At 34.9% G+C, this 14,423-nt stretch carries 14 protein-coding genes and 1 pseudogene; 2 read left to right on the top strand and 13 right to left on the bottom strand.

Features of this window, described 5'->3' with window-relative positions:
* Nucleotides 1–12 precede the first annotated feature (12 nt).
* From WAX74_RS13660 to WAX74_RS13640, 5 genes are all read right to left on the bottom strand, one after another.
* Complete coding sequence (locus tag WAX74_RS13660; protein WP_336498220.1) at nucleotides 13–957, bottom strand: NAD-dependent epimerase/dehydratase family protein; 945 nt, start codon at nucleotides 955–957, stop codon at nucleotides 13–15.
* A gap of 508 nt (nucleotides 958–1,465) precedes the next feature.
* Complete coding sequence (locus tag WAX74_RS13655) at nucleotides 1,466–2,200, bottom strand: IucA/IucC family C-terminal-domain containing protein (RefSeq protein WP_336498219.1); 735 nt, start codon at nucleotides 2,198–2,200, stop codon at nucleotides 1,466–1,468.
* The gene (locus WAX74_RS13650; protein WP_336498218.1) at nucleotides 2,201–3,013 is read right to left on the bottom strand and encodes an ABC transporter ATP-binding protein; all 813 of its coding nucleotides are present in this window, start codon (nucleotides 3,011–3,013) and stop codon (nucleotides 2,201–2,203) included.
* A 28-nt stretch (nucleotides 3,014–3,041) separates the two neighbouring features.
* The gene (locus WAX74_RS13645; protein ID WP_336498217.1) at nucleotides 3,042–4,100 is read right to left on the bottom strand and encodes a FecCD family ABC transporter permease; all 1,059 of its coding nucleotides are present in this window, start codon (nucleotides 4,098–4,100) and stop codon (nucleotides 3,042–3,044) included.
* Nucleotides 4,097–5,101: a FecCD family ABC transporter permease gene (locus tag WAX74_RS13640; protein ID WP_336498216.1), complete on the bottom strand. Its 1,005-nt coding sequence runs from the start codon at nucleotides 5,099–5,101 to the stop codon at nucleotides 4,097–4,099. The genes WAX74_RS13645 and WAX74_RS13640 overlap by 4 nt, the downstream gene beginning before the upstream one ends.
* A 188-nt stretch (nucleotides 5,102–5,289) precedes the next feature.
* On the opposite strand from WAX74_RS13640, the gene WAX74_RS13635 reads away from it, so the two are divergent.
* Nucleotides 5,290–6,279 (top strand): ABC transporter substrate-binding protein, encoded by a 990-nt coding sequence (locus WAX74_RS13635; RefSeq protein WP_336498215.1) that lies wholly within the window; start codon nucleotides 5,290–5,292, stop codon nucleotides 6,277–6,279.
* A 92-nt stretch (nucleotides 6,280–6,371) separates the two neighbouring features.
* On the opposite strand, the gene WAX74_RS13630 is transcribed toward WAX74_RS13635, so the two are convergent.
* The 7 genes and pseudogenes from WAX74_RS13630 to WAX74_RS13600 all read right to left on the bottom strand — a co-directional run bounded on the left by WAX74_RS13630 (nucleotide 6,372) and on the right by WAX74_RS13600 (nucleotide 12,452).
* The gene (locus WAX74_RS13630) at nucleotides 6,372–7,244 is read right to left on the bottom strand and encodes a DMT family transporter (RefSeq protein ID WP_336498258.1); all 873 of its coding nucleotides are present in this window, start codon (nucleotides 7,242–7,244) and stop codon (nucleotides 6,372–6,374) included.
* Nucleotides 7,245–7,393: 149 nt separating this feature from the next.
* Nucleotides 7,394–8,845, bottom strand: a complete 1,452-nt coding sequence (locus WAX74_RS13625; protein ID WP_336498214.1) for a magnesium transporter CorA family protein — start codon at nucleotides 8,843–8,845, stop codon at nucleotides 7,394–7,396.
* Between the two features lie 116 nt (nucleotides 8,846–8,961).
* Nucleotides 8,962–9,156, bottom strand: coding sequence for a hypothetical protein (locus tag WAX74_RS13620; RefSeq protein ID WP_336498213.1), 195 nt, complete (start codon nucleotides 9,154–9,156; stop codon nucleotides 8,962–8,964).
* Between the two features lie 55 nt (nucleotides 9,157–9,211).
* A complete protein-coding gene (locus WAX74_RS13615) occupies nucleotides 9,212–9,697 on the bottom strand; it encodes a YndM family protein (RefSeq protein WP_336498212.1) in 486 nt (161 codons plus the stop codon).
* 212 nt (nucleotides 9,698–9,909) lie between these two features.
* Nucleotides 9,910–10,665, bottom strand: a pseudogene (locus tag WAX74_RS13610) (cytochrome c oxidase assembly protein); the annotation flags it as partial.
* A complete protein-coding gene (locus WAX74_RS13605) occupies nucleotides 10,655–11,134 on the bottom strand; it encodes a DUF2243 domain-containing protein (protein WP_336498210.1) in 480 nt (159 codons plus the stop codon). The gene WAX74_RS13605 and the pseudogene WAX74_RS13610, both read right to left, overlap by 11 nt.
* Nucleotides 11,135–11,411: 277 nt before the next feature.
* On the bottom strand, nucleotides 11,412–12,452 hold the full coding sequence (locus tag WAX74_RS13600; protein ID WP_336498209.1) for an ATP synthase beta subunit C-terminal domain-containing protein: 1,041 nt from the start codon (nucleotides 12,450–12,452) through the stop codon (nucleotides 11,412–11,414).
* A 189-nt stretch (nucleotides 12,453–12,641) separates the two neighbouring features.
* On the opposite strand from WAX74_RS13600, the gene WAX74_RS13595 reads away from it, so the two are divergent.
* The gene (locus WAX74_RS13595; protein ID WP_336498208.1) at nucleotides 12,642–13,040 is read left to right on the top strand and encodes a VOC family protein; all 399 of its coding nucleotides are present in this window, start codon (nucleotides 12,642–12,644) and stop codon (nucleotides 13,038–13,040) included.
* Between the two features lie 419 nt (nucleotides 13,041–13,459).
* On the opposite strand, the gene WAX74_RS13590 is transcribed toward WAX74_RS13595, so the two are convergent.
* Nucleotides 13,460–14,392, bottom strand: a complete 933-nt coding sequence (locus tag WAX74_RS13590) for a hypothetical protein (protein WP_336498207.1) — start codon at nucleotides 14,390–14,392, stop codon at nucleotides 13,460–13,462.
* Between the last annotated feature and the right edge of the window lie 31 nt (nucleotides 14,393–14,423).

Raw genomic sequence — 14,423 nt, 5'->3', positions numbered from 1 at the left:
TCTATGCACAAATTAGTCATTTGTTTCTTCCTCGTGTCCATCTAACGCTGACGTTTGGTGAAAATAAGTCTCCTTTAATCCTGCTTCTATGCTATACATTGGACTCCACTTTAAAATATCTTGAGCCTTCTTATTACTAAGACAGCTATGTTTGATATCCCCTTCTCTTGGAGGTGTAAATTCTTTCGTTACTTGTATTCCATTTATTTCTGTTATTAGAGAGAGTATTTCATTAATTGATGTACTTTGCGATGTACTAATCTGTATCGTTTCTTGAGCTCCATAGTCAAGAGCGGCAATATTTGCATTCACTACATCATGTACATAGATGAAGTCTCTCGTCTGTTTTCCATCTCCATGAATGCTGATGCTTCCACCCTTGTTTATACGATCGAAAAAGACAGATACTACTCCCCCTTCTCCTTTTGGTAATTGTCTAGGTCCATATACATTTGCATATCTCAAAATAGTATAGTTTTGTCTATAAAGCTCATAAAAAAGCCTTATGTAAGACTCCGCAGTCAACTTTGATAAACCATAATATGATGATGGTACAGTTTCTTCGTCTTCGGATATGATCCCTTTATTTAAATTTCCATATACTGCGGAAGTACTTGCGAAAATGAATTTCTTTACCTTTGCCTTCTGGCAAGCTTCTAACATATTAATAGTTCCAATAATATTGACATCCGCATCATGACTAGGATTTTGTAAAGATTTTTCTACATCTACTTGAGCAGCTAAATGAAAAACTGCATCTGGGCGAATATATGAAATAATATTTTTTGCGTCTTCGCTACAAATATCAACTACATACATATTTGCTTGTGGATTTACTTGTTCGATTTTTCCTGAGCTTAAATTATCGAGAACATGTACCTTTATCCCTTTCGAAATAAGTTCATCTACTAGGTGTGAACCGATAAATCCAGCCCCCCCTGTTACGATTACTTTCATAATTAATCTCCTTCTGTTTTTCCATACTATATGCATAACAAAATATAGTTTATGGGACATGTGCCATCGAATTATTGTTTTCGACAAAAAACTATGAAGGACGAAATTGTATATTAAAATCTTATGTTTCATTAGAATGGGGGAATAGCTAATATCATTAGGAGTATGTATAGGGAATTTTAATTTGTATTCGGAAGAATATCACTGTTAGGAAAATTATCAATAGTTTCCTAAAATTTATTGTCCACCGATGCTTTCGATATACCCGAAGTGCTTGAGAATAAATGGTACTCACTTCTCATCGATCCAATTGCATTAGTAGAGTTGGCAATAAATATTTCTGCGGTAAGTTATCTTTTACTTTTGTCTATACATCGCTATTAACATATAAATATGGAATAGAAGGAGAATTATTATTAAATACAAAACAAAATTTAATGAAGAAAAATGAATTGGCTGATGGGGTATTTTTAAAGAAAGAAGAAAAAAACTAGACATTTTTTGATGCCTAGTTTTTTTCTTTCGAAATATGTGGACAGGTTGTGCAATACTTGTCACTATTGGTTAAATGAGAGTAACAGCAAGTAATTCTTTTCCTACTTGTCGTTCCTAGCTCTCCTTTATAATATCTTGCTAAAGGATTTTCACTATAATCCCCAAAGAGCTTATTTGACGTAGGTGAAAGGATAGATTGAAAGTCTTCCTCTGCACGTTTTACAACATTTTGAGAAATTCCTTCCTCTAGTAAGACCGTTTCATACAGCCAGAAAATATAAACTGCAATATTTTCCCACAAAACAAGCTTTGATAATTTCGTAACATAAGATAGGTTGTTAAGAATTGGGGATATATGTTCTTTAAAAAGAATCTCTATACTACTTGCGCGCCAATCCTGTCGATTTCCTTCAAGAGCTTGCACATTTAAATGGTGAAAGTAGAAACAAGGGAGCCAAAGTTCATCGCTATCTTTAGTTTCTAATGAGACATTTTTAAAAGAGATATTTAATCTTTTATTATTACTAGTCATTGTATATAAATAAATAACAGACAAAAATGCATATCTTTTTATAAAAATAGACGCTGCAACTTTCATATTAGCTGCCCCAATGTGTTGCTGCAGTTTAACTAAATATTCCTTTAGGTAGTATTCATCCATGAGTTTTGACGTTTCAATTGAAAGAGAAGAATTCAACTTTTCTGTAGTCAGACGTAATTTTCGTAGCTTATCTAGGTTTAGGTCCAATTAAAGTCCTACTTCCTCTAAAATGCATCTTCCCTTACCAAATGGAATACATAATGGCGTACCGAATAGAGGGTCTTTGGTTATTTGACAGTCCATACCAAACACATTTTTTACTAAAGGGCAGCTTATTATATGCTCCGGTTTACCTTGTGCATAGATTTTCTGATTCTTAATCGCAACTATATTATCCGCATACCGACATGCCAAATTTAGATCGTGGAGAACCATTACAATTGTTCGTTTCTCTTTTTCATTTAGTTCATAAAGTAAATCAAGAATCTCAATTTGATGCGTCATATCGAGATAAGTAGTTGGCTCATCCAAAAGGATAATATCGGTATCTTGAGCTAAAGTCATCGCAATCCACGCTCTTTGGCGTTGTCCTCCGGATAAAGAATCTACAGGTCGATCTTTTAAATCTTCAATACCTGTAGCTTTTAAAGCATTCGTTACTTTTTCTTCATCTTCTACTGTCCATTGCTTTAACCAAGTTTGGTAAGGATATCTTCCTTGTTTTACTAATTGAAGCACTGTCAATCCTTCAGGGGCAACTGGAGATTGTGGAAGAATAGACATTTGCTTCGCAACATCCTTAGTAGACATCTTAGATATTGCGTCTCCCTCTAGCAACACTACACCGGTTTTAGGCTTCAACAATCGAGCAATTGAACGAAGAAGTGTTGATTTTCCACACCCGTTTCCACCAATGAAAACAGTAATTTCCCCTTTTGGTATTTGAAGATTTAAATCATCTATAATAATACTCTCCCCATACGAGAGGGTTAAATTTTGTGTTTCAATCACTTGTTTCATTTCAATACACTCCTTCAATTTGTCACTATTATGCATTCCTTGTCTTAAACAATAAATAAATAAAATAAGGTGCCCCTATTCCCGCAGTAAACACACCCGCAGGAATTTCTAAAGGCGAAAACATTGTTCTCCCGATTAAATCAGCCAACATAACCAATATTCCACCAATTAATGCGGACACAGGTAAAAGTGCTCCAAATGAAGAACCTACTAACCTTCTTGCCATATGAGGAGCCATTAAACCGACGAATCCAATACCACCAGCAAATGCTACAGAACCCCCTACTAGAGCAGTACTTATCAATAATAAGAAGAAACGTTGCCGTTGAATACGTCCTCCTACCCCTATAGCTATGTCATCTCCAAGCTCTAAAATGTTTATATTCTTCACCATAAAGAAAGCAATTGTTACAAAAATAATCGTCCAGGGTACTAATATAGCTACATTGCTCCAGCTAGAACCATAAACAGTACCAGTAATCCATATATTCGCCTGACTCGCCCTATAAATTGGTCCCATTATCATCATAAGTGTAGTTAAAGCTTGCATGAGCGCCGAAACTCCTATTCCGATCAGCACTATTCTTATAGGAGATACACCATTTTTCCACGCTAGAATGTATACTAGCAGCGCAATGACCACGGCACCAATAAACGCTGCAAGAGGTAACCATTTAATACTTACTGTCAGAGAGTTATTAGTATCACTGAAAAGGGTTAAAAAACTTACCACGGCTACGGATGCTCCACCTGTTATTCCTAAAATATCGGGTGAGGCCAAAGGGTTTCGAATTATCCCTTGAAGGATTCCGCCAGCTACCGCTAAAGCCATTCCCACTATTAATGCAACGATAATTCTAGGCAATCGAAAGGATTGAACTACAAGCTGCTCAAGGTCGTTTCCTCCACCAAAAAGAACACTCAAAACAGTTAAAGGACTTAATCTCATATCCCCTAAACCTGTGCTGAATATAAACACAACTCCTGTAATTACAAGAAAACTTATTAATACGAATGTAGCTTTTTTATCTAATAGAAAGGAAATTTTTCCTTTTAACGTTCTAAAACTTTTATATTGATTATTCATCGTGCATTAAACCCCTTTCTTGCAATGTAGATGAAGAATGGAGTCCCTATGATGGCAGTCATAACTCCTACCGGAATTTCCTGTGGCATAATAATATATCTAGCCAATATATCCGCTACAAGTAACAAAATCCCCCCTAGAACGCCCGAAAAAGGTATAAGCCAACGATGATCAATACCAACAATAAATCTTGTAAGATGTGGTATCACAATTCCAATAAATCCTATTGGTCCGGCAATAGCTACAGATCCTCCCGCTAATAGAATGACGATAACGGCAACTATAATTTTTAAAGAACCTGTATTTACTCCTAAACCTTTGGCAACATCTTCTCCCATAGATAAAACATTCATTTTAGAAGCTATTATAAGAGATCCTAACCAACCTAAAAGTAAATATGGTAAAACATTTAATAAGATTTCCATCTTTCTACCTTCAACTGATCCAGCTAACCAAAATAGCACCTGTTCAAAAGCAGCCTCATTTATGACAAGAAAACCTTGAGTAAAAGAAGCAAACATAGCTGACATTGCAGCTCCAGCTAAAGTTAATTTCATTGGTGTAAGTCCTTCTCTGCCTGTGGAACCAATAATATAAACAGCAATTGCTGCTACGGCCGCTCCTAAAAAGGATATCCAAGTGAATGCTTGTAGATTACTTACTGAGAATAGAGTAACTGCTAAAACTACCGCAAATCCAGCTCCCGCATTCACGCCAAAAATCCCAGGCGAAGCAAGTGGATTTTTCGTAAGAGTTTGCATCAAGACCCCTGAAATAGCTAAACTACTTCCAACAGCAGCAGCAATTAGAGCTCGTGGCAATCTTACTGTTTCTATCACTATATGTTCATTGGAACCATTATTATTTTGAAAAGCATCTAGAATCATTTTCCAAGACGTTTCCGTATATCCGTACACAACACTTGCACACATTAATAAGACTAATAGAGAACCGGCTATGATTAGACCAAGTAATCTTTGCCCCTTTGTTTTTAATAACATAATGGTAACCTTCCTAAGATACTTTTATAAACGCTATTTATTCCCTAGTCTATTGTAAGTTATAAGGAGTGTCAATGATTTTGAGAATCATTTTCAATTACTTGTTGACATATGTTAATCAGAGAACTATTATAAAAACTGTATTGAAAATGATTATCATTAACATTTAACTTTAGGAGGAAAGCAAAGTGAATAATACTAAACGTTTTTTCGCTATTATTTCTATAATTTCTTTATTAATATTAGCAGCGTGCGGACAAACAAAAGAAGATACTGCTACTACAGCAGATAAAGAAAACCAAGAAGATACAAGCTATACGGTAGAACATGCAATGGGTACTACAACGCTTGAAAAAACACCTGAAAAGGTTGTAATTCTTACAAACGAAGGTACGGAAGCCCTGCTTGCTTTAGGTGTAACACCTGTTGGTGCTGTACAATCTTGGCTAGGTGATCCTTGGTATGACCACATCAGTGATGAGATGAAAGATGTTGAAGTTGTAGGCGTAGAGCAAGAAGTAAATTTAGAAAAGATAGCAGCCTTAAAACCTGATTTAATTATTGGAAATAAACTACGTCAAGAAGCTGTATACGAGCAGTTAAGCGCAATTGCCCCAACCGTTTTTTCTGATACATTACGAGGCGATTGGAAAGATAACTTTAAATTATACGCTAAAGCATTAAACCTCGAAGAAAAAGGAAATGAAGTATTAAGTCAATTTGATGCACACCTAGAAGAAGTAAAACAAAGTCTAGGAGATAAAGTAAACCAAGAAATTTCTGTTGTACGATTTATGGCTGGTAAATCTAGAATTTATTATACAGACTCGTTCTCTGGAGTTATTTTTGATCAATTAGGATTTAAACGCGCTGCACAGCAAACAGAACTATTTACTGCCGATAACAAGCTTGGGAATTTAGCGATAGAGGTAGGTAAAGAAGTTATTCCTAAAATGGATGGGGATGTTCTTTTCTATTTCACTTACGCACCACAAGGTGATCAAGCTGCCTTAGATACAGCAACGGAATGGACAAATGATCCTCTTTGGAAAAATTTAAATGCTGTTAAAAGTGGAAATGTTCATGAAGTAAGTGATGCTATTTGGAATACAGCAGGTGGTGTTTTAGCAGCAAATATTATGCTAGATGAAATTGAAGATATCTTTAACAAAGAATAATTAACAAATGATAAATAAAAAGAATGCAGACAATCTCGAAAAATGAGTTGTTTTGCATTCTTTTTGTTTTAGTAGGATTAAACCATTTGAATTCAGTTAACTATTTGTTTAGCTTTTTTACCTTTTTCATTTCGTTTTATTTGCTGTAGCAAAAAGAAAAATACTCCTAGCAACACAAGTATGCCTCCCATAATTTGCATGGCTACGAGTCGTTCATTTAAAATAATTGCCGCTAAAATAGTCGCCCCTACTGGTTCTCCCAAAATACTCATCGATATAGTAGTTGCACTAACAAAATTCATAAGCCAGTTGTTAATCACATGTGATATGGTCGGCACTATTGCAAGTAGCACAAAAATACCCCATTCTTTCGCATCGTAACCACTTATCTGAACACTTGTTACAATGTTATATACAATCAATGCAATCGCTGCAAAAGCGAAAACAGAAAAACTATATATCCAATGGGATACTTTTTTGACAACACTTTGTCCTATTAATAGATATCCCACCACAGCAATGACACTTAGAAAAGAAAGAATATCTCCAATAATGGCATTTTTACTTAAACCAAAATCACCCCAACCTACCATTACTGCTCCTACAACTGCTATTGCCATCGTCATTAAGGCAGATTTAGTTGTTTGTTCTTTAAAGTAAATTGCCCCACCAATCAAAGCAATAATTGGTTGGAGAGCAAGAATAATTGTCGAACTCGCTACAGTAGTTAACTTTAACGAACCAAACCAAAGAGCAAAGTGAAGCGCTAAAAATAAGCCAGAAATGAATAACAAAACCCATTCTCTTCTAGTTATTTTTTGAAACTCTTTTCTTTTAATCAATACAATTGGTAATAATAAAAAGCATGCTAAGATCATGCGATACATACTTAAAATAGTTGCTGGTGCATTCGACCATTTCACAAAAATCGCAGCAAAAGAAATTGCAACTATGGATATGATCATTGGTAACACAATGGATTTCGATGTAGTTCCTTGAATCACTATAACTTACCTCGTCTCGTAACATTTCTAATTTACTTTTCTTATTTAAATATAATGTATAACGAATAGCAAGTGAAATAATAAAAAACTTCCTATCTATCGATAGAAAGTTACTTAAAAGAATTCCTTTTCCTTTTTCTATATATATTCCGAATACCTTTTATTCCTTCCCAAGCAAGTAAAAGAATAGATAATGAAATCCCAATTAATGCTGTTAGGAGTGATATCCACTCAAAAAAGGAATAACCCGATACTTTTGACCAATCCGTTTTTCCTTTCCAGTCTTCTATAATTAAATTCATGCCATAAATTCCTGAAATCACTGTAAAAACTGTTAACATAAATAACAACATGTTTTGTCTCTTATCCCGTTGCTTTTCCTGTGCTTGATTTAGGTCATCTACCGTATTTTTTACTTCTTCAAACAAAGTATTTATACTAAATGTTTCCTTCAATATATTCGTAAGCTCTTTACCTTCCATTCGAACAGAAACATGTTTAAAATAATAGCGGGAATCGAATTTTGAAATTTGCTCTATTAATTCCTCAACATACTCCTTGTCCTTTGACCAACTTACTTCACTATGTTCAAAAGAGAGTTTTAAAAGCATTATTTTATAGTAGTAATGCAGCCATAAATTATAATAATGAATACCCATAAAATGAGAAATTTCATTTTCTAACTCATGATTTCTTTTCATAGAAATAGTAGTCTGCGTATGCTCGGAAGTAATAATATATGTACTTGGTGCCCATCGATCATACAAACGTTTCTCTATATAGCGTTCAATATATTTTAAATTATTGGCAGAGATAAAATCCTGCCCTGTTGAATCTCTCCCATCTAACTGGCCCATCCTAAATAATTGGTCATTTGTAATCGTTTGATTCTCATCCGCTATAAAAAAGGCCGATGCAAACATTCGTTCATCCTCAAAGTAAGGCAAGCTTCCATAGTACCCCTCTAACTTCTTATTTCGAATGATAAAAGGCTTTAAATTATGGCATAAATAATCTAGGATAAGCTCGCTCGTAGAATTATACGTTCCATTTTCATGAATGATTTTACCACCTTTTTCTTCCTCTATCTTTGCCTCTAATACACGAAAATGACTCATAAAATCCAAGACATTCGTTAGACTTACTTGTTGTTTATCCATCTCTGTGCGAATGGTTATTAAGCCAATTCCATAGGGGCACAATATGATATCGATACTATTTATAATAAAATCTAGTTTATTTCCATTTACTTCGTAAACATAGGAATCCCTTATTTCCTTGGAATAACGTAAAAAACCTCTTTCATTAGTGGAAAAAGGAAATAATTTGTCTTCAATATACGGTAAAAAATATTGATCTAATTCTTTATGACTAACTTTGATACCTTTCCCATAGTAAAGATCCTGCAGTTTATTATTATCTAATTTAAAAAAGTTGAATTGATGATTTTCTATGTTCTCAATGAACTTGACACGTTCTTTCTCGAGGAAAGAAAAAGGAAATAGGTATGTCATGTAAGCCTTGGTGATAGTAAGATTTTGTATTTTTATTTCCTCCACCATTTAAATGACCTCCTGATTTATTCCTTTGATAGTTTATACCTCCATGTACGAAATTCTAAACAAAACACAGTTCTTCCTAATGTACCCATAGGAAGAACTGCATTTGTCAAAATCTATTATCGATTGTTGTTTTGATTGTTGTTTTGATTGTTTTTTTGGTTGTTGCGGTTGTTTTTGTTTTTATTATTATTTCGTTCGTTGCTATTCACATTGTTATTTAAATTTTCAAAGTTAAAATCGTCAGCGAACTCAGCTTGGTTGTTTTGATTGTTATTGTTACGATTAGTGTTGTTACGGTTATTGTTTCCCATTTGATGCTCACCTCCTCGACCATCTTATAATGGTTCGAAGAGAGAAAAATATACTTTACATATTATGTGATTTTGAATTATCCTTCTTGTTATCATTAGCTTCACTAGACATTTTATCTATATCTGCTTCTTCTGCAAACTCTGTTTGTAAATTTGTTCTTTGGTAATATCCCTTTTTCTCTTCTGGATCGGATTTATTTGGTTCAAATATATTCATTTCCAAATAACGATGAAAATACATTTCACAAAATCCAAGAATTAAAGTAGATATAAATGTCGCTGTCCCTAACGCTATTGGTTCATCGTATAAGTAATATCCCAATAACCAAATCACTGCAAAAGCAAGTACAAAATCACCGATTATTGCTAAGACATTTCCAATCCTCGGTAAAATAAACCTATCAGCAACATAGCCTATAACTGTCAATACAACACTGGTAATGAGTATTTCTGATAAATCAACTCCAAAAAATAATCCTAAAACAACCCAAAGAACTGCAGTGGTCATAATTAGTTTGATAATAAATGATTTAATGTCCATTACTCTCAAACCTCTCCATTATTTTTAGATTGTTGACCTGTTATTCCTGTTGTTTCGCTTTTTACTTTTTTAGCAAACCATTCATTCAGTTCTTTATAACTCATCCCTGAATTTGCATTTAATCTTTTTACTTCCTCAATGTCTGTACCAACGACCGTATAGTTCTCTGGATTATGCTTTATATGAAACCCTCCCTTTTCATACGATTGTAAGTTGGTTTGACCCCTGAAACGGGAATGTTTGTACCACTGGTAAAACAGAATACAAATCAAACCTACTTCAATAGCATCACCACCATAATACATAATCATTCCTCCAAGCTCAGCTTCTGCTTTTGTCACACCAACAGGAGGATTAGCATAAATGTATTTAGAAAGGATAGCATGTCCCGATAACGCAATAAAAAAAATGACGGACCGAAACATATAACTTTTTCTATTTGGGGACGGATCAATATAAATAATGGATATTGTAAATAAATAACCTGCAAGAAAAACATGGAAGTGAATGGTTACATATAGAAGCATGTTTTGGTGCATCATATGGAACAACTCAGTTGTATAAAGCAACCATAAACCTCCGACATTCAAAATGGAGGCAGTGATCGGATGGTGAAGGATTTGCAATGGCCAGCTACGCAAAACGTAAGTAATATTCCTAGCAAGAGGTACAGGAAGCGTTCGCAAAATTAGCGTCATAGGAGCGGCTAAAGCTATGAAAAGCGGAGCAAGCATACCAAGTAAAAGATGCCCAATCATATGTGCAGAAAAATTTGTATGCATTTGTTGAGCCAAGGGTCCGATGACTGTAATGGTTGCGGATAATATCCCCACTATCCATAAAACTATACGATATATTGGCCACTGTTTTTTATTACGATTAGACACTATTACTGCTGTTAAATAAAGAATGAACGCAAGAAGAAAAGGTGTCACCAGAATGACTTGGACAAGATTGCTAGTATGCATATGGGTCAGCCTTCGCTCTTTGTCGAGTACTATAAAGAAGGAAGATACCTATAACGATCATAATTGTTGCAGAAATATTCCATACTAAATCATACGGAAGAATATCTACCCCATAGCGAATTTGATGTAGGTTCATCCACTTATGCTGAATTATCCCATCATAAAGTTGAAACGCTCCTGCACCTAAAAATATTCCACCTAACCATCGCTTTAACCAAAAAGCATGACGTCGATGAAGATCAGCTAACAAAAAGGAAGATCCTATTGTCGCAAAAAAACTAAAGGCATGAAATAAACCATCTGACACTAAACCAATATCCGTCGTCGATTTATCATAAAAATGATGCCAATGTAGTAGCTGATGAAAAACAGCCTCATCAATAAATGCAACAAATCCAAACCCAAATAATATACCCGTCCACATATTACGTTCCGCATACATATATCGGTTTTTATGCTTTGTACTCATATGGTTCTCCTTATGGAAAAAGTTTTGGTTAGCTTTCCCCGAAAAGGAATTGCTTAACCAACAAAAATGCATGGCTTTCCTTTGGAAAGTGGGGATTCCAACTAAAGCATGATATTTTCCAACTAAATGCTCTAGGATTCCAACTAAGACAGGCTTTATTCCAACTAAACACCCTGAGATTCCAACTAAAACTTTTGAAGATAATTTCCGGCCGTTTGTAGCTTCTATTTTCCAATAAAAAAAGTGAGCAGAGACTAAACTCCGCTCACTTTTTTTATTAGGCTAAACTCCCCTTAAACATTAATTCTTTAATAGAAAGATCATCTGCTTTACCCTCTAAAATATACTCAACATCTTTTAACGTCTGTTCCATGGTTACCTCTTTACCCTCTTGGCCCGTAACTTCTTCAGCGACAAAAAATGGTTGAGTAAAATAGGCTTCCAATCGTATGCCACGTTTGTATGTTTCTAAATCAGTGTCTCGAATCTTGTCTTTGCCATGAACTGTTACAATCGAACGCAGTTCTCGATATCTTCTTAATAACTTTTGAGCACGTTGTCTTAAGTTAAAATGACGCTGATCTAAATCTACTCCTTCAATTATTGAAGATGTAGAGTATAACGGATGAACCGCTGGATACAAATGTCTTGTAGCGAGATCAACATCTAGTTGCCATACCGTTTCTAAAGGACCATAAGGCATTTCCTCATCCACTACTTCTCCAGAAAGGTCTAATAGAATGGTAGTAATATTATTAATACTTTCAGCCAATAGCTTTTCTTGTAAATCTAAAATTTCTCCGGATACAATATAGCTTTTATCAGTAATAAAAATGATATCTCCCGAAATTGCAGAAAGTCTTTTGAATGTCTCCTCAATCGATTTTGTGACATAGTCAGCTAATTCAATGGTCCCCTCTAAAACACTGTATTCTGTTGTCGGCAATAAAAAGACAGTTGTATAATTGCTCTTTTTAAAACGATGCATTAATTCAGCTAAAATGACAACCTGCCCCATACCTGGTCTAGCAATTAAACCAGTCGTACCTTCTTTTACTAGCGGTGCAAAGAAATCCAATGTTTTAATTTTCGTTTCAATCATATTCAATTTCTCCCCTCTTATTATAAGCTCATCTACCGAACAGTTTGCTAGAGATGCTAGACCTACAAGTGTTCGGACCTCAGCCTTCCCTAAATCAATTTTCCCTGTGCATAAATTCGAGACAGTAGCTGGTCGGATACCTATTGATTTAGCTGCTGTTGTTAGGTTTGGTACTTTTCTTCTCAGCAGAGCTACGTTTAAACGTATTTCATCCATTATTTTCCCTCCTCGTTACTTTTAATAGTAATTTAATTTACCTTATAAAGCAATATTTTATCTTTAAAAAGTAAATAAAATTACTCTAAAGTGAATTTTGTAAATTATTTTACCTTATAATTGAGAGGCAGGAAAACGACAATATAATGTTGAATTACTCTTTATAACTAGAAGGAGGATTAAAAGGCAATGACCCACTTCATTTCACGCATCGCTACTATAGAGATTCCGGTAAGCAATTTAGAGACATCCATTGATTTTTATACTACTGTCCTTGGTGTGTTTACAGATTTTAAAGATCAGAATACAGCACTGCTATCATTTCATCAAAAAGGAATTCCTACGATTTATTTAGTAAAGACAGAGGAATTCAACCCCCTTTCGTTTATAAACAACCAATCAAAAATAGAACATAGTATCATTGATTTCTATACTCCTTTACTTAAGGACTTTTACAAATTTCTAGAAAAGAAAAATATTGAAGTTGGGCCATTGAATATAAATGAGGAGGGAATTGGAGGGTTTGGTTTTAAAGACCCTGATGGTAATCTACTGAGTGCATGTAATATAGAACATTTGGGACAATAGAAAGAATAATCGCAGCATTTAAAGCAATACCTGTTTTCAATTGATGTAGGCGCGCTGTTGAAGACAGACTTGGGCTAAATTATCACCCTGGAATTACTTGAAAGGTTGGTCGTGACTGTAGACCGACCAACCCTTCTTTTTTCGGCTATTTTGTGGCGTTCTTCTGTCCGTCGCCCTTTAGTAACTTTTGGAGGCTGGTTAATAGCTTTTTGGTTAATAAGTGAATAGATCCTGTCCTATTCATTTTGTAAACTCCCGAAGATGCAATTTCGGGAGCTATCCACTAACTTTATTAGGTGAGCTCTCACTATTCTTCTGGTATAGCCTTAATATAAAAGTTACATATCTTATCGACACGAAAAAGCACCAGGTTCATACACAATTTTAAAAATTGTAGATGAACCTGGTGCTCTGTATTCTTATATTGTTATTGTACTCAATGATTTATTTAATAGATATAATACTTGTTCATTAAATAAACTAGGAGCTATTCGAGACATTTCTTCAATTGACTTATTTTGAATTTGATGAAATTGAGGGTGATTTTCAATACCCCTTAAAATACTATACATCGCTTCTCGTGCTTTTGAATTCATTATTATATCAGAAAACGAACTGTTAATAGAGAAGACATTTCCAGTTATAGTTACCTCTTCGACTACTACATTTTGTACATTCGGCATGGCAAACCAATCAGTTACGGAGTAAATATCTACAACAACAGGCTCTAGTGCCGGTACTTCTACAGGACTAACTTCTGTGCTCGGAGCAGGCTGTGGTTGCTCACCGTTTTCAGTTCCAAGAGTCGGTTCAGGCTTATCACCTGATTCTGGTGTTGGTTCAGGAACTACTACCGGACTTGGAGTAGGCGGCGTTACCGGAATTGGTACTGGTATTAGTTTTAATTCAGCAGTTTGACCATCCATTTGTGCTTTTGCTTGAGTAAGAATCGCATCTAAGTTAGTAAGAATTGCTGCTTGTTGAGGAGAGTTGTTTATTTTCATACTTTCTCTAATTTCTTCAGCATGTGCTTGTAGTGCTTCAATACGTTTTTGTTTTTCAGTAGCGGTAAAATTAGCCAGTTGTTCTTCCGCAGCTTTCATTTCCGCTTGCAGTTCACCTTTCAATTGTCCCATAAGTAATTCTCTTTCCGTATTAATAGCTGCATCAATTTCGTTTAGAGATTCGCCTTGTTTTTTAGAAAACCAATTCGCCATTAATAGTTGAACGTCTTGATCAGCTAAAGCAGTTTTGACACCACCGCCAAGGCCAATACATAGGCAAAGAGCCCCTGCTATAATAGTTGCCTTTTTAAGAGGTTTTCTTTTATACTTTTCTATTCTACTTAGCATGTCTTTTCCTCCAATCAGAAGAATAAGGACC

The sequence above is a fragment of the Psychrobacillus mangrovi genome, assembly GCF_037104765.1.
Lineage (GTDB): Bacteria > Bacillota > Bacilli > Bacillales_A > Planococcaceae > Psychrobacillus > Psychrobacillus mangrovi.
The sequence above is the reverse complement of the archived record's forward strand: the minus strand, read 5'-3'. Positions and strand labels throughout refer to the sequence as shown.